The organism is Vibrio sp. 779(2023) (assembly GCF_033344285.1).
GTDB lineage: Bacteria > Pseudomonadota > Gammaproteobacteria > Enterobacterales > Vibrionaceae > Vibrio > Vibrio alginolyticus.
In genome coordinates this window covers 37,613-56,805 of the sequence record NZ_JAWPOM010000022.1, presented here as the reverse complement: position 1 = coordinate 56,805, position 19,193 = coordinate 37,613, and the positions used below count along the sequence as shown (strand labels likewise).

The window sequence follows — 19,193 nt, the reverse complement described above, 5'->3', positions numbered from 1 at the left end:
AAAGGTAACCACAAATTACAAAAAACCCCCGCACTGAAAAGTCCGGGGGTTTTTTTACAACTACAAGTTGTCATCTGTCTAACCCTCGGACAGTTTAACGGGAAGAATGGGAGTGCACATGAAGTGCAATAAATATGGCAATCGCTACGAGCCACAACGTAGCAAAGGAGGTTTACGATGACTGGTGCACAACTTGTCGTAGCCGCTTTAAGACAGCAAGGCATCGAAACCGTTTTTGGCTACCCCGGCGGGGCCATCATGCCAATCTATGATGCTTTGTATGACGGTGGGGTGGAACACATCCTATGCCGTCACGAGCAAGGGGCCGCTATGGCAGCTATCGGGATGGCTCGTTCCACTCAAGACGTTGCTGTGTGCATGGCAACTTCTGGCCCAGGAGCCACTAACCTTGTTACCGGCCTTGCCGACGCTTTCCTTGACTCCGTACCTCTAGTAGCCATCACAGGCCAGGTTGCTAGCTCTCATATCGGTACCGATGCATTCCAAGAAATGGATGTGATCGGAATGTCCCTAGCCTGTACTAAGCACAGCTATCTCGTGACCGAAATTGAAGATCTAGCTCCGACACTTGCCGAAGCCTTTGAGGTCGCAAAAACCGGTCGTCCGGGTCCTGTCATTGTCGATATCGCCAAAGACGTTCAACTCGCTCAAGCACCCACAGACCTTCTTCCTCCATACATAGCACCAGCAATCGAAGATGTCAGCGCTGAAGATATCAAACGTGCGCAAGATGTGCTGGCAGCATCAACTCGCCCAGTGTTGTATGTTGGTGGTGGCGTGCAACTTGCGAAAGCAACCGATGCAGTACGCGAATTTCTTCGCTTAAACCCAATGCCTGCAGTTAGCACATTAAAAGGTCTCGGTACCATTGAACGCCATGATCCTCACTATCTTGGTATGTTGGGTATGCATGGCACCAAAGCCGCTAACCTAGTGGTTCAAGAAGCCGATCTATTGATTGTGGTTGGCGCGCGTTTTGATGACCGTGTGACGGGTAAGCTCGACACGTTTGCACCAAATGCGAAAGTGATTCACATCGACATTGATGCTGCGGAGATTCATAAACTGCGCCACGCCAACGCACCATTACGTGGCGACATCAACACCATTCTTCCTCAGCTAGAGCTGACTCAAGATATCTCACCGTGGGTTCATCACAGTGAAAGTCTGCGCAGCGGCTTTAAGTGGCGTTACGACCACCCGGGCGAATTAATCTACGCACCGCTATTGCTTAAACAACTGTCTGACATGATGCCAGATAGCTCAATTGTCTCGACCGACGTCGGTCAGCACCAGATGTGGACAGCGCAACATATCCAGCCACGCGAACCACAAAATTTCATCACTTCTGCTGGCCTTGGCACCATGGGCTTTGGCTTGCCAGCAGCGATGGGCGCTGCAGTCGCACGTCCTGATGATCAGTCTATCCTTATTACAGGTGACGGTTCATTTATGATGAACGTTCAGGAATTGGGCACGCTGAAGCGTCGTCAGATTCCAGTGAAGATTGTCCTTCTTAATAACCAACGTCTTGGCATGGTTCGCCAATGGCAGTCATTGTTCTTTGACGGTCGCCACAGTGAAACCATTCTTGATGACAACCCAGATTTCGTGATGTTAGCAAAAGCGTTCGATATCCCGGGCAAAACCATCACCAAGAAAGAAGAAGTCGAACCTGCTCTCAAAGAGATGCTAGCGAGTGAAACTTCTTACATGCTTCACGTTTTGATTGATGAAGAAGAAAACGTGTGGCCATTGGTGCCACCTGGCGCATCAAACAGTGATATGTTGGAAAATACATAGGAGACAATCGCATGGACAGATATTTACTCGACATCAAAGCCGATGACAAACCGGTACTGTTGGAGCGCGTTCTACGTGTGATTCGTCACCGAGGCTTCGTGATCAAACAAGTCGCTGCTACGCAAAACCACGAAAGCAAAGTAGCCAGCGTCGAGATCATCGTCGACAGCGATCGACCAATATCGTTTTTGATCAATCAAATAGAGAAGTTGTGGGACGTTCGTAAGGTTGAGGTGCTAAAAATCCGCAACGATGAACTGCCAAATCACAACTTACAACAACACGTAAGTGCATAAGGAAGGCAACAAATGGCAACGAAAACTGCAGATTTCATTTGGTTTAATGGTGAGATGGTTCCATGGGCAGAGGCGAACGTTCACGTTCTGACTCACGCAATGCACTATGGCACATCCGTGTTTGAAGGCGTGCGCTGCTACAACACACCAAAAGGCCCAATAGTCTTCCGTCACCGTGAGCATGCACAACGTTTAAAAGATTCCGCCAAGATTTACCGCTTTCCGATCCCTTTCTCTGTAGAGGAAATCATGGAAGCGACCCGCGAAACACTGCGCCAAAACAAACTCGACAGCGCTTACATTCGTCCATTGGGTTTTGTCGGTAATGTTGGCTTAGGCGTATGTCCACCAGTTGGCACTGAGATGGATCTAATCATTGCAGCATTTCCTTGGGGCTCTTACTTAGGCGAAGAAGCGCTAGAAAAAGGTGTCGATGCGATGATTTCAAGCTGGAACCGCGCTGCGCCAAACACCATCCCAACTGCGGCTAAAGCAGGCGGTAACTACCTATCTTCACTACTGGTTGGTGGTGAAGCGCGTCGTCACGGTTACGACGAAGGTATTGCGCTAAGCGTAGATGGTTACCTATCGGAAGGGGCTGGTGAAAACATCTTCGTTATCAAAGATGGCGTAATCACCACACCACCAGCAACTAGCGCGATTCTACCGGGCATCACTCGTGACTCGATCATGACAATTGCACGCGATAAAGGCTACGAAGTACGTGAAGCGAACATTGCTCGTGAAGCCCTTTACCTTGCCGATGAAGTCTTCATGACAGGTACTGCGGCTGAGATTGTACCAGTGGCAACCATCGACAAGATTGAAGTGGGCACTGGTAAGCGCGGCCCTATCACTAAAGAACTACAAGCAGCCTACTTTGGCCTATTTGACGGCACCACGGAAGATAAGTGGGGCTGGTTAGACTATGTGTACCCAGAACAGAAGTAAGAAGGATTAGGAAATGCCAAAATATAGATCAGCTACCACCACACATGGTCGTAACATGGCGGGTGCACGAGCACTGTGGCGTGCAACGGGTGTGAAAGAAGAAGACTTCGGTAAACCAATCATCGCCGTTGTAAACTCGTTTACTCAATTTGTTCCGGGTCACGTACACCTGAAAGACATGGGCCAGCTTGTAGCACGCGAAATCGAAAAAGCCGGCGGCATCGCAAAAGAATTCAACACCATCGCGGTTGATGATGGTATCGCAATGGGTCACGGCGGCATGCTGTACTCACTGCCTTCACGCGAACTTATCGCAGACTCTGTGGAGTACATGGTCAACGCGCACTGTGCCGATGCCATGGTATGTATCTCTAACTGTGACAAAATCACTCCGGGAATGTTGATGGCATCTATGCGTCTCAACATCCCGGTTATCTTTGTTTCTGGTGGTCCAATGGAAGCGGGTAAAACCAAGCTTTCTGATCAGATCATCAAACTAGACCTTGTAGATGCGATGATCCAAGGCGCGGATCCAAAAGTGTCTGATGAGCAAAGCGAGCAGATCGAACGCAGCGCATGTCCAACGTGTGGATCGTGTTCAGGCATGTTCACTGCAAACTCGATGAACTGTCTAACAGAAGCCCTGGGTCTTTCTCAGCCGGGCAACGGTTCTATGCTGGCAACGCACGCTGACCGTGAACAACTGTTCCTTAATGCAGGCCGTCGTATCGTTGAACTGACTCGTCGTTACTACGAGCAAGATGACGAATCAGCACTGCCGCGCAACATCGCTACGTTTGATGCGTTCGAAAACGCAATGGCATTGGACATCGCAATGGGCGGTTCAACCAACACCATTCTGCACCTACTTGCCGCGGCGCAAGAAGGTGAAGTGGATTTCGATATGGAAGATATCGATCGCCTATCACGTCAAGTACCACACCTATGTAAAGTGGCACCATCTACCCAGAAATATCACATGGAAGACGTACACCGCGCAGGTGGCGTCATGGCGATTCTTGGTGAGTTAGATCGTGCAGGTCTTCTACACAATGATGCGCGCACCGTGCTTGGCCTTTCGATGAAAGAGCAGCTGGCGAAATACGACATCATCCAAACTGAAGACGAAGAAGTACTTAAGTTCTACCGCGCAGGTCCTGCGGGTATTCGTACTACTCAAGCGTTCTCACAAGATTGCCGCTGGGATCGCCTTGATGACGACCGTGCGGAAGGTTGTATTCGTACTATCGATCATGCCTTTAGCCAAGAAGGTGGCCTAGCCGTTCTATCAGGCAACATCGCATTAGATGGTTGTATCGTTAAGACTGCTGGTGTGGATGAGAGCATTCATAAATTCACTGGTCCAGCTGTGGTATTTGAAAGCCAAGAAGACGCCGTAGAAGGCATCTTGGGTGGCAAAGTAAAAGCTGGCGACGTGGTTGTTATCCGTTACGAAGGCCCTAAAGGTGGTCCGGGCATGCAAGAAATGCTTTACCCAACCACTTATCTAAAATCGATGGGCCTTGGCAAAGAGTGTGCACTTCTGACTGACGGCCGTTTCTCTGGCGGCACATCAGGTCTGTCTATCGGCCACGCCTCTCCTGAAGCAGCAAACGGCGGTGCAATTGGTCTGGTAAAACAAGGCGATATGATCGCAATTGATATTCCAAACCGTTCAATTTCACTCCAAGTGTCTGAACAAGAACTTGCTGAGCGCCGTGCAAAACAAGACGAACTAGGCTGGAAACCAGTTGACCGCCAACGTGAAGTTTCATTTGCACTCAAAGCGTACGCGAGTATGGCAACCAGTGCTGACAAGGGTGCAGTACGAGACAAGTCGAAGCTAGAGGGCTAGCAATGATGGAAGCTCAACCCGAAAAACAAGTGAACCAAACTGGCGCAGATTATCTGCGCCAAATCCTTCGCGCACCTGTTTATGAAGTAGCAACAGTGACGCCACTGCAAGAAATGCCTCGTTTATCTGCACGTATCGGGAATAATGTGCAGATCAAGCGTGAAGATCGCCAACCCGTACACTCGTTCAAATTGCGCGGTGCATACAACATGGTGGCGAGTTTATCTGAAGCACAGAAAGCCGCTGGTGTCATTGCAGCATCGGCAGGTAACCACGCTCAAGGCATGGCGCTCTCTGGTACTAAGCTAGGCATCAAGACCACCATCGTGATGCCCAAAACCACACCAGACATCAAAGTCGATGCGGTACGTGGCTTCGGTGGCAATGTAGTGCTGCACGGCAGCAACTTTGATGAGGCAAAAGCCGAGGCAGAGCGTCTATCCGAGTTAAACGGGTACACCTTTGTCCCTCCTTTCGATCACCCACTGGTGATTGCAGGTCAAGGCACCATCGGCATGGAAATGCTGCAGCAAAATGGTCATCTTGATTACATTTTCGTCCCTGTCGGTGGTGGCGGTTTGGCTGCGGGTGTTGCGGTACTTGTGAAGCAACTGATGCCAGAAATCAAAGTGATTGCAGTTGAGCCAGAAGATTCGTCATGCCTCAAAGCGGCATTGGATGCAGGTGAACCAGTAGTATTAGACCAGGTCAGCATGTTTGCCGATGGCGTTGCAGTAAAACGCATTGGTGAAGAGACGTTTCGTCTATGCCAAAAGTACATTGATGGCCATATTGCAGTCTCTAGCGATGAAATCTGCGCAGCAGTAAAAGACATCTTTGAAGACACCCGTGCGATTGCAGAGCCTTCTGGCGCGCTTGCTCTGGCGGGTTTGAAGAAGTTTGCTGAACAGAACAAGCTGAAAGACAAAAACCTAGGTACGGTATTGTCTGGCGCAAACACCAACTTCCACGGTCTGCGTTATGTTTCTGAACGCTGCGAGCTTGGTGAAAAACGTGAAGGTCTGCTTGCCGTCACCATCCCTGAGCGTCAAGGTGCTTTCTTTGAGTTCTGTAATCTCATTGGCGGCCGTGCCGTGACAGAGTTTAACTACCGCTACAACGATGACGCATTGGCAAATATCTTTGTCGGTGTGCGTTTGCAAGGCGGTCAGGAAGAGCTAGAACATATCATTCACGACTTACGTGATGGTGGCTACCCAGTGGTTGACCTGTCTGATGATGAAATGGCGAAACTGCACGTGCGCTACATGATTGGTGGTAAGCCGTCTAAGCCGCTTAAAGAGCGCCTCTACAGCTTTGAATTCCCAGAGTACCCTGGGGCGCTACTTAAGTTCTTAAGCACACTCGGCACACACTGGAATATCAGTTTGTTCAACTACCGTAACCACGGCGCTGACTACGGACGTGTTTTATGTGGTTTCGAGTTAGATGAAAGCGATTTAGCTCAGTTTTCTGCACATTTACGTGAACTTGGCTATCAATGCAAAGACGAGACAGACAACCCATCGTATAAGTTTTTCTTGTCATAAAACGCCACATTTTAAACATATCAATGAAAACACCTCGCTAATGCGAGGTGTTTTTTATGACTGTAACCAATCTTTATGTAGCTGATTAGGCGACCCAAGATAGTCCACCATCCACTGGATCAATTTATGATTATCATCTTTGCGCCATACTAAGCAGCAGTGACTGAGCGGTTTATCATCCGGCATGACCTTCTCCACCAGCACACCATCATTGATTAAGGGTGTTGCAATATGACGTGGCATGTAACCCACGCCCACCCCATTTTTTAAACATTCAATCGCACTATACCAATTGGGCAATAATAATCGGCGCTGTTGCGGATAATGGCCAGTATGGCGTTTTGGCAGCACGTTCGAAGTATCATCAAGACAGATCGCCGGAAATTGACTCACAAACGCTTCAGTAAGCACTTGTTGTCGAACGCAAGGATGAGCGGGTGACATTACAAATGCCCAATCTAATACGCCCATATCTTTGACTTCAAAATCTCCCCCAACGGGAACCGCAGATGTCGCGCCAACGACAATGTCGGCTCGACCTTGTGCTATGGCTTCCCAAGAACCATTGAAGACCTCCATATTGATCTGCAATTCAGCAAATTCAAACTCGCGATAGAAATCTTCCACCAAAGGTTTGAGTTTTTCTAACTTCACCACGTTATCTAAGGTCAGCTTTAACGTGCTTTTCCATCCTTGAGCCGCTCGCCGCGTTTGTGCTTTCACCTCTTCCATTTGACGCAGCAAAGAGCGCGCCTCGGCCATAAAAAGTTCACCCGCTGGAGTTAGCTCGACTTTCCTTGGTAAACGTCGAAACAGCACCACATCTAAATCTTGCTCGACCTGCCTTACTCCATAGCTGATGGCTGAGGGGACTTTATGCAATACCTCAGCCGCAGCGGTGAAACTGCCTAAACGGGCAACCGTATCCAGCATTTCCAAAGACGCTTTAGAGAACATGATTTAACCTTTCAAAAAATTTGATTGATAACCAACAATTTTAGCGTTTTATTTTCTCAAAATCGAAAAATAGAATAATAAGGTAAATAAATCAGGGTTGGCGCCAACTGATGTTGATTAAAAAATGATTAAATAATTTGACTGGTTGAATCATGAAAATCTCAAAACTACAGCTCATTTATCTGGCAGCATTATCGATGCTTGGCTTCGTTGCTACCGATATGTATCTGCCAGCATTCAAAGCGATGGAAATCGACTTTGCAACAGGCCCTGAGCAAATTGCGCTCTCTTTAACGGTATTCCTCGTTGGTATGGCGATTGGCCAGCTAATGTGGGGATTGGCATCCGATAAATTTGGCCATCGTAATACACTCGCAGCCGGGTTGGTGCTATTTACTATCGCGTCATTCGGTTTGGCTTTCTGTGATCAAGTATGGCAACTACTCACACTGCGCTTTATCCAAGCTATCGGTGTGTGTGCACCAGCCGTGATCTGGCAGGCTATGGTCATTAAACGCTACTCAAGCAGTAGCCAACAAATTTTTGCGACAATCATGCCACTCGTCGCGCTATCACCAGCACTAGCACCTCAATTAGGGGTTGTGTTGGCAGATAACTTCGGCTGGCACAGTATCTTTATTACGCTAACACTGGTTGGTGTCTTTTTGGTCTTTGCGACCATGGCACAAAAAGACGAGAAAGCAGAAATCAAACAAACCAGTATGTCTGCCGACATCAAAGCGCTGCTGAGTTCTAAAAAATACCTTGGCAACGTGTTTATGTTTGCGACGGCTTCAGCTGCATTCTTTGCTTACCTAACTGGGATGCCAGAAATCATGGCGCAACTGGGCTACGAAGCAAAAGATATTGGTTTGAGCTTTATCCCACAAACCATCGCGTTTATGGCTGGTGGCTACTTAGGTAAAGTAGGCGTTCGAAAATTTGGTGATGAAAAGGTTCTGCGCCAACTGATTGGCCTATTTAGTGTCGCGGCATTAATGATTTTCATTGCTTCACAGTGGGATCTGTCATCGATTTGGCCTATTCTTGCGCCATTCTGTTTGATTGCCGTTGCTAACGGCGCGCTGTACCCAATCGTGGTAAACCGTGCATTGGCCAGCGCACAACAGAGCCCTGCAACAGCAGCAGGTCTGCAAAACAGCCTGCAAATCTGTGTAAGTAGCTTCTCAAGTGCATTGGTAGCCGCAATGGCAAGCCAAGCTCAGATGGTTACTGGCATCGCAATCATCATCTGTATGGGTGGGCTGTGGATGGGATACATTCTGTCGAATCGCGAATTATCCAAGCACTTTACGACTCCTGACAACGCCCGAGTCGTGAGTGAAGACGAACTTTAATCGTTCAGATAATAAAAAGAGCCGCGCAATGCGGCTCTTTCTGTTTATAAGCTTTTCAACCCCCACTTCTTGGCAGTCTGCTTAAAAAAGCCTTGAGTCTTTTTCAACTCTACCCAGTGATTGAGATAATTAATCCATACTTGATCGTCTTGCGGCAACAACATAGCAATTGGGGTTGGTTTACGCGGTGCGGTCACTGGCACTATCGCCAACTGTTTAAACTTATCCACCAACGTCGCTGCTTCCACATTGGACGTCACCGATACATCGGCCCTGCGAGCTAGTAGTTCTTGGAAGTCGCGCGCTGGCGCTTCAATAACAATATGTTGAGCAGACGGGAAGAATTCTTTCACCATTTTTTCTTGTACCGTACCTAACGTCGCCGCGACTTTTACTTCTGGTTTATTAAAATCCGCCCAATCAGAGAATTTGGCGAGATCTTTCTTTTGCACCACAGGTACAAAGGCAAGGTAGAAATATGGCAGGCTGTATCCAGCTACTTTCGCGCGCGACATGTTCAGAGATGCGCTGCCAGTAATATCGTACTTGTTGGCGGTAATGCCATTAACTAGCGTCTTCCAATCCGTGGGAACATACTCCACTTTTACACCGAGATCTTTAGCAAGTTCTGTTGTTACATCGATATCGAAGCCACGATAACTGTTTGTCGCGGGGTCTTTCATCGTCATCGGATTCCAATCTCCCGTCGTTCCAACTCGGAGTACGCCATTGTCTAAAATAGATTGAAGACGGCTTTCAGCGTGAGCGACTTGAGTCGCAGCAAGCAAACACATTCCTAGCACTAGTAAAATCTTTCTCATTTTTATTCCCTTAAAAATAATGACCTTATACGGTTTAATAATTAACCTTTATTAGAGCTCTACTGATAACATAGCAGCAACAAAGGAAGTTTTTTAGTTAATTCAGGGAGTAAATGTGACGTTTCGAACTCTATGGCTATTTTCACTACTATTACTCACTGGTTGTTCAGATTATCAATGGGGCTGGTATGTACTTGACCCTTCGACGGATCAAGGGCTCACCAATCTAAAGTTTTTAATCGCTGGGTTTAACGACACCATCCAAGTATCACTCCTTAGTATGTTATTTGCGATGAGCTTGGGCCTAATCGTTGCGTTACCCGCTCTGTCGGACTCAGCCTCTCTGAAGTGGATAAACCGTATTTATGTCGAGGTGATCCGTTCAGTGCCAGTTTTAGTCTTACTACTTTGGGTGTATTACGGCATGCCTACACTATTGGATGTCTCACTCAATCACTTTTGGGCGGGTGTTATTGCACTGACTATCGCTGAGAGTGCGTTTATGGCGGAAGTGTTTCGCGGTGGGATACAAGCTATCAGCCGTGGCCAACATGAAGCGGCTGAATCTTTGGGCTTAAGCTATTGGCAAAAGATGCGCCTGGTAATTCTTCCCCAAGCATTTCGACAAATCCTCCCTCCACTGGGCAATCAATTTGTCTACATTCTCAAGATGAGTTCTTTAGTCAGCGTGATTGGTTTAAGCGATCTCACTCGCCGTGCTAATGAGCTGGTGGTGAATGAGTACTTACCCTTAGAGATTTATACCTTCCTCGTTTTGGAGTACTTGTTACTCATCCTATTTGTATCTCAAGCCGTTCGTTGGCTCGAAAAACGTATTGCCATTCCTAGCTACTAGCGATGAAGCCTTAGCTAGAAACAACAAAGCCGCTCTTGTTGAGCGGCTTTGACAGAGTGTAGGTAATGCTTATTTCTGTTTTACAGGACGCTGCCAGCCAGTAATTTTGCGCTCTTTGACGCGAGTAATTACTAACTCACCTTCTTCAACATCTTTTGTTAGTGTCGTGCCTGCACCGATGGTTGCGCCATCAGCGATAGTGACAGGCGCCACCAGCTGGCTATCAGAACCAACAAAAACATCATTACCGATGATGGTTTTAAACTTGTTCGCACCATCGTAGTTACAAGTGATAGTACCTGCGCCGATGTTAGTACGTTGACCGATCTCTGCATCACCTAAGTAAGTTAGGTGGTTCGCTTTTGAACCTTCTCCGATGCGCGCATTTTTCACTTCAACGAAGTTACCCACATGGGAATCGTTACGCATTTCAGCACCAGGACGAAGGCGAGTAAATGGACCAACCGTACATTCTTCACCAACCGTTGCACCTTCAATCACACTGTAAGGGCGAACGATGGTGTTGTCGTCGATTTCACAATCTTTCAGTACACAACCCGCACCGATAACCACGTTATCACCCAGTGAAACATTACCTTCGATGATAACATTCACGTCGATTTCACAGTCCATACCGCACTGTAACTCACCACGCAAATCAAAGCGTGCTGGATCGCGTAGCATGACACCTTGCTCTAGCAGCTTCTGAGCTTGCATTGACTGGAAAGCACGCTCTAGACGAGCAAGCTGCGCGCGGTCATTGACCCCTTCCACCTCAATGGCATTGACTGGGTGTACTGCCTCAACGGCACGACCTTCATCGTGTGCAGCTGCAATAACGTCAGTTAGGTAGTATTCGCCTTGTGCGTTGTTGTTGTTTAAGCCAGACAACCAACGCTTAAGATCCCCACCAGTCGCAACCATCACGCCAGTGTTGATCTCTTTAATTTGTTTTTGTTCTTCTGTTGCATCTTTTTGCTCAACGATCGCAACAACAGGACCATTTTTACGGATAATACGACCGTAGCCTGTCGGGTTATCTAGAATCACTGTTAGTAGTGCAATACCGCCTGTTGGCTGTGCATCTAATAGGTTTTCAATCGTTTCAGCTGAAATCAGTGGAACATCACCGTAAAGCACCAGTACTTTTTCATCGTCTTCAAACTTCGGAGACGCTTGATCAACCGCATGACCTGTACCTAGTTGCTCCGCTTGCAGTACCCAGTTTACAGGCTCTTCTGCTAGCGTTTGCTGCATTTGATCACCACCGTGACCATATACTAAGTGGATGTTTTGTGCGCCAAGACCTGTACATGTATCGATAACATGTTTTGCCATTGGCTTCCCTGCCAAAGTGTGTAGCACTTTAGGCATGTTTGAATACATACGGGTACCTTTACCCGCAGCAAGGATCACAGCACTGAATTTCATTAATAACCTATTGACGTTCTATTTTAATTGGGCGTTATTTTAAACACCTTGGAAGGATTAGTTAATGGTGGGATGTAAATTTCCAACTAAAATTAATCAAAAAGGCGACCAATTGGCCGCCTTTTTTCATGCAACGTTGCTAATTGAGCTTAGCGACGCTTTTTTGTCAGCTCGATAACTCGTAGCTGAGCAATGGCTTTAGCCAGTTCACTGGCCGCTTGTGCGAAGTCCATGTCACCATGCTGATTCTGGATTTGCTCCTCAGCGCGGCGTTTGGCTTCTTCTGCCTTCGCTGCGTCTAGCTCTTCACCACGGATAGCTGTATCAGCTAGTACAGTCGCTGTACCAGGCTGAATCTCTACCATACCACCAGAAACATAAATAATTTCTTCGTGGCCGTGCTGTTTCACAATACGCACCATACCAGGCTTGATAGCGGTCAGCAGCGGTGTGTGACCATGGAAAATACCAAGTTCACCTTCGCTACCGGTCACCTGAAACGTTTCAACACGACCAGAGAAGATTTTCTTCTCAGCGCTTACTACGTCTAGGTGAAAGGTTATTGCTGCCATATCGCCTCCTAGTTAGCCTTATAGCTTCTTCGCATTCTCAATAGCATCGTCGATGCTACCGCAGTACATAAATGCCTGCTCAGGAATGTCGTCGTATTCACCAGCTAGTAGACCTTTAAAGCCACGTAGAGTCTCTTTTAGAGGTACGTAAATACCAGGGTCACCTGTAAATACTTCTGCTACGTGGTAAGGCTGAGTTAGGAAACGCTCAATCTTACGTGCACGAGATACAACTTGCTTATCTTCTTCAGATAGCTCGTCCATACCTAGGATAGCAATGATATCTTTCAGCTCTTTGTAGCGCTGAAGAGTCTGCTGAACACCACGAGCAACTTCGTAGTGATCTTGACCAACGACTAGTGGATCAAGCATACGAGATGTTGAATCTAGCGGGTCGATCGCAGGGTATAGACCCATTGCAGCGATGTTACGGTTAAGTACAACCGTTGCATCCAAGTGCGCGAACGTTGTTGCTGGAGACGGGTCAGTCAAGTCATCCGCTGGTACGTATACCGCCTGTACAGACGTGATAGAACCTGATTTCGTTGACGTGATACGCTCCTGGAGTACACCCATCTCTTCTGCAAGAGTTGGCTGGTAACCTACCGCAGAAGGCATACGACCTAGTAGTGCTGATACCTCTGTACCTGCAAGTGTGTAACGGTAGATGTTATCAATGAACAGTAGTACGTCACGACCTTCGTCACGGAAACGCTCTGCCATTGTTAGACCAGTCAGTGCAACACGTAGACGGTTACCTGGTGGCTCGTTCATCTGACCGTAAACCATCGCTACTTTTGATTCTTCAGGCTTCTCAACGTTTACAACGCCCGCTTCCTGCATCTCGTAGTAGAAATCGTTACCTTCACGAGTACGCTCACCAACACCAGCAAATACTGATAGACCTGAGTGCTGTAGTGCGATGTTGTTGATAAGTTCCATCATGTTAACGGTCTTACCTACACCTGCACCACCGAATAGACCGATTTTACCACCCTTAGCGAATGGACAAATTAGGTCGATTACTTTAACGCCCGTTTCTAGAAGTGCAATTTCGTTTGATTGCTCTTCGTAGCTTGGTGCACTACGGTGGATAGAGTAAACCTCTTCCGCACCCACTTCACCACGCTCGTCAATCGCGTCACCTAGGACGTTCATGATACGACCTAGAGTTTTAGTACCTACTGGTACTGAAATTGGAGCGCCAGTGTTAACCACTTCTACTCCACGACGTAAACCATCAGAGCTACCCATTACGATACAACGAACTACGCCACCGCCTAGCTGTTGTTGAACTTCAAGAACTAGACGCTCTTTTGAGTCCGTTACGTTTAGAGCGTCATATACACTAGGTACATCGCTCTGTGGGAACTCTACGTCGACTACCGCACCGATGATCTGTACGATCTTACCTGTAGCCATCGTTAATCCTCTAAACTATTTCGTTTTACCTAAGCTTAAACCGCAGCTGCACCACCAACGATTTCTGATAGTTCTTGTGTAATCGCAGCCTGACGGGCTTTGTTGTACACAAGTTCCAAATCGTCAATCAAACTGGTTGCGTTATCCGTTGCAGCCTTCATCGCAATCATTCGAGCCGCTTGCTCACAAGCAAGGTTCTCAACCACACCTTGGTATACCTGAGACTCTACGTAACGCACTAATAGCGTATCCAGTAGAGGTTTTGGTTCAGGCTCATAGATGTAGTCCCATGAATGCTCACGCTGCATCTCTTCGCTGTCCGATTTAGGCAAAGGTAGCAATTGATCGATCGTTGGTTGCTGAACCATAGTATTTACAAACTTGTTGAATACTACATATAGACGGTCCAGTTCACCTTCATCGTATTTCTTCAGCATTACGCCAACAGAGCCGATTAGGTCTTGTAGGCTTGGATTATCTCCAAGACCAGAAACCTGTGCCGCAACTTTTGCGCCACCATGTTTAAAGAAAGCTGTTGCTTTTGAGCCAACAACGGCTAGCTCAATCTCAGCACCTTTCTCTCTCCATGCTTGCATGTCTGTAACGGCTTTTTTGAACACGTTAATATTCAAACCACCACACAGACCACGGTCTGTCGAAACGATGATGTAACCAACACGTTTAGCTTCACGCTCTTCTAGGTACGGATGACGGTACTCTAGGTTTGCGTTAGCCACATGACCGATCACTTTACGCATTGTTTCAGCGTATGGACGAGAAGCTTCCATTGCATCTTGAGAACGACGCATTTTTGAAGCTGCTACCATTTCCATCGCTTTCGTAATTTTCTGAGTGCTTTTAACACTACCGATTTTATTACGTATCTCTTTTGCGCCGGCCATCGTTACTCTCCGTTAGTTGGTGGCAGAAACTGCCACCGACCTAATTACCAAGTTTGGGTTGCTTTGAAGTCGTCAGTCAGTTTCTTCAACTGAGCTTCGATTTCATCGTTGTAAGCGCCAGACTTGTCGATCTCAGCTGCTAGTTCAGCGTATTGACCGCGAGCGTACGATAGTAGAGCCGCCTCGAAATCTAGAACTTTGTTAAGTTCTACATCATCAAGGTAACCGCGCTCTGCCGCGAAGATAGTTAGAGCTTGGTCAAATACAGACATTGGAGCATACTGCTTCTGCTTCATTAGTTCTGTAACTTTTTGACCATGGTCTAGCTGTTTCTTCGTTGCGTCATCAAGGTCAGAAGAGAACTGAGCAAATGCCGCTAGTTCACGGTATGCAGCTAGTGCTGTACGGATACCACCTGATAGTTTCTTGATGATTTTCGTCTGAGCTGAACCACCTACACGAGATACTGAGATACCTGGGTCAACAGCAGGACGAACACCAGCGTTGAATAGCTCAGTTTGTAGGAAGATCTGACCATCGGTAATCGAGATTACGTTAGTCGGTACGAATGCTGAAACGTCACCTGCTTGAGTTTCGATGATAGGAAGAGCAGTCAAAGAACCAGTCTTACCTTTCACTTCACCGTTAGTGAAACGCTCTACGTACTCTTCGTTTACACGAGCTGCACGCTCTAGTAGACGCGAGTGTAAGTAGAATACGTCACCTGGGAATGCCTCACGGCCTGGTGGACGTTTAAGTAGTAGAGAGATCTGACGGTAAGCTACCGCTTGCTTAGATAGATCATCGTAAACAATCAGTGCGTCTTCACCGCGATCGCGGAAGTATTCACCCATCGCACAACCTGCGTAAGGCGCTAGGTATTGAAGCGCTGCAGATTCAGAAGCTGATGCAACTACAACGATAGTGTTTTGTAGTGCGCCGTGCTCTTCTAGTTTGCGAACAACGTTAGCGATAGTCGATGCTTTCTGACCGATTGCTACGTAGATAGAGAAAATACCAGAGTCTTTCTGGTTGATGATCGCGTCGATCGCCAGTGCTGTTTTACCAATCTGACGGTCACCGATGATAAGCTCACGCTGACCACGACCGATTGGGATCATTGAGTCAACTGACTTATAACCAGTTTGCACAGGTTGGTCTACCGATTTACGGTCGATTACACCTGGTGCGATCACTTCTACAGGCGAAGTCATTTTCGCTTCGATTGGGCCTTTACCATCGATAGGCTCACCCAGCGTGTTTACTACGCGGCCTAGTAGTTCTGGACCAACTGGCACTTCAAGAATGCGGCCAGTACCTGTAACTTTCATGCCTTCCTTAAGGTCAGCATATGGGCCCATTACAACCGCACCAACCGAGTCACGCTCAAGGTTAAGTGCCAGTGCATAACGGCCACCCGGTAATTCAATCATTTCACCTTGCATCACGTCCGCTAGGCCGTGGATGCGGATGATACCATCGCTTACCGATACGATAGTACCCTCGTTGCGAGCTTCACTAACAACTTCGAAAGATTCGATACGTTGTTTGATCAGATCGCTAATTTCCGTGGAATTAAGTTGCATGCTCCAATCCCCATTAAGACTGCAATGCATCGCTCAGGCGGTTCAAACGACCACGCGCTGAGTCATCGATGACTAGGTCTCCGGCTCGAATAATAACCCCACCAAGTAGGGTCTCATCTACACTGCAATTCAGCTTCACTTTGCGTTCAAGACGCTTTTCAAGTTTGCTGCCAATGTTTGCAAGTTGTTCATCAGAAAGCTCTGTTGCTGAAATTACTTCAACATCAATTTCTTTCTCATGTTCTTTTTTCAGAGTAAAAAACTCCGTGCAAACATCAGGAAGGGCCGCTAAACGACCATTCTCAGCCATTACCTTCAAAAGGTTTTGACCGTGCGCATCAACTTGTTCGCCGCAAACTGCAACAAAAATTTCTGCCATTTTGTCAGCAGAAACCGAACCCGTTAGTAGTTCGTTCATTTGTTCATTTTTGGCCACTTCAGCAGCAAAAGATAACATTTGGCCCCATTGGTCCAACTGGTCTTTCTCTAAAGCAAAGTCGAAGGCTGCTTTAGCATAGGGGCGTGCGATAGTAGTCAAATCAGACATATGCGCCCCCAGACTTAAAGTTTTGCAGTAATGTTGTCGAGAATATCTTTTTGCGCATCTTTATCGATAGAACGCTCAAGGATTTTCTCAGCACCAGCTACAGCCAGAGTAGCAACTTGTTTGCGCAGCTCATCGCGTGCACGATTGCGTTCAGCTTCAAGTTCTGCTTCTGCTTGCGCTAGGATTTTCTGGCGTTCTGCCTGAGCTTCCTCGCGAGCTTCATCAAGAATTTGAGACTTACGTTTGTTCGCTTGTTCGATGATCTCAGTTGCTGTGCGCTTCGCTTCTTTCAATTGATCAGAAGCGTTGGCTTGTGCTAGATCCAAGTCTTTCGCAGCACGTTCTGCTGCTTGAAGACCATCAGCAATTTTCTTCTGACGCTCTTCGATCGCTTGCATCAATGGTGGCCATACATACTTCATGCAGAACCACACAAATAGTGCGAACGAGATTGCTTGACCTAGCAGAGTTGCGTTTATGTTCACAACAGCTACCCCTCTATTTGGACTTAGTGTTAATCAGTGACAAGCGATAATCGCCCGTCCCGAGTTAAAGGTGATTAACCTAGTTGACCAACGAATGGGTTTGCGAAAGTGAATAGTAGCGCGATTACGATACCGATCATTGGAACCGCATCAAGTAGACCCGCGATGATGAACATCTTAACTTGTAGCATAGGAGCCATTTCTGGTTGACGTGCAGCACCTTCTAGGAATTTACCACCTAGCAGTGCGAAACCAATCGCTGTACCAAGAGAAGCAAGACCGACGATAATACCTACGGCGATTGCAGAAAAGCTCAGTAAAGTTTCCATTACTATCTCCAATTTATAGTTGTTGGCTTAGTGCCCAAATAAAAAGCTTTAAAAAAATTAATGATCAGGATCTTCGTGTGCCATTGACAGGTAAACAATTGTCAACATCATGAATACGAAGGCTTGAATCGTAATAACCAAGATATGGAAGATTGCCCACGGTAGTGAACCCATCCATTGTAAGTACCATGGTAGCATTGCCGCACAAAGAATGAATACAACCTCACCCGCGAACATGTTACCGAATAGACGCATACCAAGTGATAGAGGTTTCGCTAATAGCGATACCACTTCAATTAGTAGGTTAAACGGAATCATCAGTGGGTGATTGAATGGATGTAGTGCAAGTTCTTTTGCGAATCCACCTAGACCTTTTACTTTGATGCTGTAGTAAATCATCAATGCAAAAACGCCTAGAGCCATAGCCATGGTGATATTCACATCAGCAGACGGTACAACCTTAAGGTAAGGGATACCTAGCCAATGCTCTGCTGGGTATGGTAAGAAGTCGATAGGAACTAAGTCCATCACGTTCATCAAAAATACCCAACAAAAGATAGTCAGTGCTAAAGGCGCGATCAGTGGGTTGCGTCCATGGAACGTGTCTTTGACGTTATCGGCGACAAATTCAACGATCATTTCTACAGCACACTGAAGCTTACCCGGTACACCCGCTGTTGTTCTCTTTGCTACTTTGTAAAAAATTCCGAGGAAAATTAAACCAGTAAACCAAGAAAAAAACAGGCTATCGATATGTACGTTCCAGAAACTTGTCTCCGACCCTACTAAACCCAACTTGTATAGCGATAGGTTAGAAAGGTGGTGGGCAATGTAACCGGACGATGTTAGCGCTTCACCTGGCGCAGCCATAACTCATCCTATTTTTTGTTGTTAATGAATAGCACTGGTGCACAGATATTAATACCTAGTACCAGCAAATAGGTTAGTTTGAGGGGAACAAGTTCCACCTGCATATACATGTAGGCAACATAGAACAGTGCAACCGTGATGAGAATTTTCAGTACTTCACCCGTATAGAAGGAAGCAGCGATGCGCTTGGCAGCGCGAGCTCCACTAAACATGAAAGCACACAGCGCGAATACTGCATTGGCAACAACAAAAATGCCTCCGCCAATCAGCGCTGAAAATCCCCAGTCAGGATTTATGGCTACCGCCATTCCTGCTGCCACAAAAATAACCGCGCCAGACTGGATCATTAACAATTGCCTTGCGAGCTCTCGTCCTGGTCTAGCTAACGCAGCTACCATGTATTCGTACCTCTAGTAATATCCACTTCGCACTTAACTCTCTGTGCTGGGAAATTGGCGAAAATTATACGTTCAGTTCAACGTAAAGCAATTCGATTGCATCAAAAACTTACAGTTTTGTTTACAAAACGACAACTTTCGCACAAAATTCGATTAATTAGATTAATTGACCTAAATCAATTA

General features: G+C 47.0%; 19 protein-coding genes. 7 read left to right on the top strand and 12 right to left on the bottom strand.

Annotated elements, in window-relative coordinates:
- Positions 1-177 precede the first annotated feature (177 nt).
- The 5 genes from ilvG to ilvA are packed head-to-tail and all read left to right on the top strand — an operon-like array spanning position 178 to position 6,476.
- Positions 178-1,824, top strand: coding sequence for an acetolactate synthase 2 catalytic subunit (gene ilvG, locus R8O70_RS20835; protein ID WP_053350673.1), 1,647 nt, complete (start codon positions 178-180; stop codon positions 1,822-1,824).
- A gap of 11 nt (positions 1,825-1,835) precedes the next feature.
- Positions 1,836-2,120 (top strand): acetolactate synthase 2 small subunit, encoded by a 285-nt coding sequence (gene ilvM / locus R8O70_RS20830; RefSeq protein ID WP_005378958.1) that lies wholly within the window; start codon positions 1,836-1,838, stop codon positions 2,118-2,120.
- 12 nt (positions 2,121-2,132) lie between these two features.
- Positions 2,133-3,071, top strand: a complete 939-nt coding sequence (gene ilvE, locus R8O70_RS20825) for a branched-chain-amino-acid transaminase (RefSeq protein ID WP_005378953.1) — start codon at positions 2,133-2,135, stop codon at positions 3,069-3,071.
- A gap of 13 nt (positions 3,072-3,084) precedes the next feature.
- Positions 3,085-4,926, top strand: coding sequence for a dihydroxy-acid dehydratase (gene ilvD / locus R8O70_RS20820; protein ID WP_017635601.1), 1,842 nt, complete (start codon positions 3,085-3,087; stop codon positions 4,924-4,926).
- A 2-nt stretch (positions 4,927-4,928) separates the two neighbouring features.
- On the top strand, positions 4,929-6,476 hold the full coding sequence (gene ilvA, locus R8O70_RS20815) for a threonine ammonia-lyase, biosynthetic (protein WP_215810514.1): 1,548 nt from the start codon (positions 4,929-4,931) through the stop codon (positions 6,474-6,476).
- A gap of 54 nt (positions 6,477-6,530) precedes the next feature.
- Here ilvA and punR read toward each other — a convergent pair whose 3' ends face one another.
- Entirely contained in the window at positions 6,531-7,433 is a 903-nt protein-coding gene (punR, locus tag R8O70_RS20810) for a DNA-binding transcriptional activator PunR (protein WP_005378948.1), read from the bottom strand.
- A 152-nt stretch (positions 7,434-7,585) separates the two neighbouring features.
- Between punR and punC the strand changes: the two genes are divergently transcribed.
- The gene (gene punC / locus R8O70_RS20805) at positions 7,586-8,791 is read left to right on the top strand and encodes a purine nucleoside transporter PunC (protein ID WP_054579443.1); all 1,206 of its coding nucleotides are present in this window, start codon (positions 7,586-7,588) and stop codon (positions 8,789-8,791) included.
- A gap of 44 nt (positions 8,792-8,835) precedes the next feature.
- Here the strand turns inward: punC and R8O70_RS20800 are convergent, their stop codons facing one another.
- Positions 8,836-9,612 (bottom strand): transporter substrate-binding domain-containing protein, encoded by a 777-nt coding sequence (locus R8O70_RS20800; RefSeq protein WP_258624154.1) that lies wholly within the window; start codon positions 9,610-9,612, stop codon positions 8,836-8,838.
- 115 nt (positions 9,613-9,727) lie between these two features.
- Between R8O70_RS20800 and R8O70_RS20795 the strand changes: the two genes are divergently transcribed.
- Positions 9,728-10,468: an amino acid ABC transporter permease gene (locus R8O70_RS20795; RefSeq protein WP_005383852.1), complete on the top strand. Its 741-nt coding sequence runs from the start codon at positions 9,728-9,730 to the stop codon at positions 10,466-10,468.
- Positions 10,469-10,537: 69 nt separating this feature from the next.
- On the opposite strand, the gene glmU is transcribed toward R8O70_RS20795, so the two are convergent.
- The 10 genes from glmU to R8O70_RS20745 form a co-directional block, all read right to left on the bottom strand.
- Positions 10,538-11,899, bottom strand: a complete 1,362-nt coding sequence (glmU, locus tag R8O70_RS20790; RefSeq protein ID WP_005378938.1) for a bifunctional UDP-N-acetylglucosamine diphosphorylase/glucosamine-1-phosphate N-acetyltransferase GlmU — start codon at positions 11,897-11,899, stop codon at positions 10,538-10,540.
- A gap of 149 nt (positions 11,900-12,048) precedes the next feature.
- Positions 12,049-12,471, bottom strand: a complete 423-nt coding sequence (locus tag R8O70_RS20785; protein WP_005378937.1) for a F0F1 ATP synthase subunit epsilon — start codon at positions 12,469-12,471, stop codon at positions 12,049-12,051.
- A gap of 18 nt (positions 12,472-12,489) precedes the next feature.
- The gene (gene atpD / locus R8O70_RS20780) at positions 12,490-13,893 is read right to left on the bottom strand and encodes a F0F1 ATP synthase subunit beta (protein ID WP_005378933.1); all 1,404 of its coding nucleotides are present in this window, start codon (positions 13,891-13,893) and stop codon (positions 12,490-12,492) included.
- Between the two features lie 35 nt (positions 13,894-13,928).
- Positions 13,929-14,795: a F0F1 ATP synthase subunit gamma gene (gene atpG / locus R8O70_RS20775; RefSeq protein ID WP_005378932.1), complete on the bottom strand. Its 867-nt coding sequence runs from the start codon at positions 14,793-14,795 to the stop codon at positions 13,929-13,931.
- A gap of 44 nt (positions 14,796-14,839) precedes the next feature.
- Positions 14,840-16,381 carry a F0F1 ATP synthase subunit alpha gene (gene atpA / locus R8O70_RS20770; protein ID WP_005378931.1) on the bottom strand — a complete coding sequence of 514 codons (1,542 nt, stop codon included), beginning with the start codon at positions 16,379-16,381 and terminating at the stop codon, positions 14,840-14,842.
- 13 nt (positions 16,382-16,394) lie between these two features.
- A complete protein-coding gene (atpH, locus tag R8O70_RS20765) occupies positions 16,395-16,928 on the bottom strand; it encodes a F0F1 ATP synthase subunit delta (protein ID WP_017635596.1) in 534 nt (177 codons plus the stop codon).
- A gap of 14 nt (positions 16,929-16,942) precedes the next feature.
- Positions 16,943-17,413 (bottom strand): F0F1 ATP synthase subunit B, encoded by a 471-nt coding sequence (atpF, locus tag R8O70_RS20760; protein WP_005378929.1) that lies wholly within the window; start codon positions 17,411-17,413, stop codon positions 16,943-16,945.
- 74 nt (positions 17,414-17,487) lie between these two features.
- A complete protein-coding gene (gene atpE / locus R8O70_RS20755; protein ID WP_002540812.1) occupies positions 17,488-17,742 on the bottom strand; it encodes a F0F1 ATP synthase subunit C in 255 nt (84 codons plus the stop codon).
- Positions 17,743-17,799: 57 nt separating this feature from the next.
- On the bottom strand, positions 17,800-18,612 hold the full coding sequence (gene atpB, locus R8O70_RS20750; RefSeq protein ID WP_005378922.1) for a F0F1 ATP synthase subunit A: 813 nt from the start codon (positions 18,610-18,612) through the stop codon (positions 17,800-17,802).
- Between the two features lie 8 nt (positions 18,613-18,620).
- Entirely contained in the window at positions 18,621-19,010 is a 390-nt protein-coding gene (locus R8O70_RS20745; RefSeq protein ID WP_005378921.1) for a F0F1 ATP synthase subunit I, read from the bottom strand.
- Positions 19,011-19,193: the final 183 nt, after the last annotated feature.